Origin of the sequence: Pseudomonas sp. ENNP23, assembly GCF_001728945.1 — a bacterium.
GTDB classification, from domain to species: domain Bacteria; phylum Pseudomonadota; class Gammaproteobacteria; order Pseudomonadales; family Pseudomonadaceae; genus Metapseudomonas; species Metapseudomonas otitidis.
On the sequence record NZ_LYSP01000097.1, the window covers coordinates 1 to 1,516 of the forward strand.

General features: G+C 58.1%; 1 protein-coding gene and 2 pseudogenes. 2 read left to right on the forward strand and 1 reads right to left on the reverse strand.

Features of this window, described 5'->3' with window-relative positions:
• Together A9G05_RS26160 and A9G05_RS28270 are read left to right on the forward strand one after the other, a co-directional pair.
• Positions 1-562, forward strand: a 562-nt coding sequence (locus tag A9G05_RS26160) for an IS3 family transposase (protein ID WP_069563702.1), incomplete at its 5' end; no start/stop codon positions are given.
• A gap of 29 nt (positions 563-591) precedes the next feature.
• Positions 592-919: pseudogene (locus A9G05_RS28270) on the forward strand (transposase); the annotation flags it as partial.
• 2 nt (positions 920-921) lie between these two features.
• On the opposite strand, the pseudogene A9G05_RS26945 reads toward A9G05_RS28270, so the two are convergent.
• Positions 922-1,276: pseudogene (locus tag A9G05_RS26945) on the reverse strand (transposase); the annotation flags it as partial.
• Positions 1,277-1,516 lie beyond the last annotated feature (240 nt).

A 1,516-nucleotide genomic window follows, 5' to 3' on the forward strand; every position in this document is an offset into this window, starting at 1 on the left:
TGGAGCGCTTACCAATTCCCAGCACTCGTTGCCAGTGGCAGAGAACCTGCTCAAGCGGGATTTCACGGCATCTGCGCCGAATCAAAAATGGGTGGGTGACATCACCTACCTGCATACGGAAGAAGGCTGGTTGTATCTGGCAGTGGTCATTGATCTGTATTCACGGATGGTGATCGGCTGGGCCATGAGCGAACGCATGACGGCCGACCTGGTCTGCGATGCCTTGCACATGGCGTTGTGGCGACGCAGGCAGCCCAAGGGAGTGATAGTGCACAGCGACCGCGGTAGCCAGTACTGCTCAGCGGCTTACCGGGAGCTGATCTGCACCCACCACTTGCGATGCAGCATGAGCGCCAAAGGCAACTGCTACGACAATGCCTGTGCAGAGAGCTTCTTCCACAGTCTGAAGGTCGAGTGCATCCACAGCGAGCGCTTCGCGAGTCGTGCCCAGATGCGTGAAACCGTGTTTGAATACGTCGAAACCGATTACAACCGTCAGCGGCGACACAGCACGCTGGGGCACATCAGCCCGGAGGCCTTCGAGGCCCGGATGAGTGCTTAAACCCGTGTCCACGACTTCTGGGCAAGATCAAACTGCTTGCTGCCAACCAGCCACTGGCCACGGTCTATGTGCTCAAGGATGCCCTAAAGGACATCTGGTACGCCTCCAGCGTGCGGGAGGGCTGGCTGCGCTGGCGAGCCCGGCTGCGACACGCCCGGGACAGCGGACTCGCACGCTACAACGCTTTGCCCGCGACCTGCGCAAATACACGCGCGGCATTCTCGCCAGTGCCCGTTTCCACATGAACACCAGTTTCCTGGAGGGGGGGTGAACAACCGCATCAAGATCATCAAGCGCATAGCCTACGCTTTCCGTGACTCGACGTATTTTTTCCTGAAAATCAAGGCCGCCTTACCCCCGGGAAGACGCGATGAATCCTTTTTCCCGGCGGCAGAAGAGGCTCGGGTTGCGCGCACTGCAGCGGAGTCGACCACCCACGTACCCAAATCAATCAGGCCTTCCTGATTCAACCGAACGTGCAATCGTTCAAGGACTCGGTCAAACGTGCCGTCATATCGCCAATCACGGAATCGCTGATAAAGATCGAAACGCTCCAGAAGGTCACGCCAGGCCGCTCCGGAGCAGAGAATCCAGAAGATCCCATCGAGCACTAGCCGATCATAACTGCGCGGCCGGCCCATCTTCTGCTCCGGAAAAACCAGATCCTTGATCAACTCCTAACCTGCATCCGGGATTCTCGTAGCGCCTTGCCATGCGGGCCTCCAGCCAATCATGGCCGCGCCTCTACCTGCTCCGACTTCTCGTACAGAACCTAAGGATGGTCTGAAGTAGTCCTACATTTCCGGCCGACTTCGACCTCTGCCGATTTTGAACGCACCCGCCAATCAAAACCGGTCAGGTTGTCCGCTCAGCTCTCCGTTTTGGGCCGTCACGAGTACCTCGTAGCGGCCATTCCCCACATTACAGGTGTACCTCTCCTGCGGTAGTCATCAG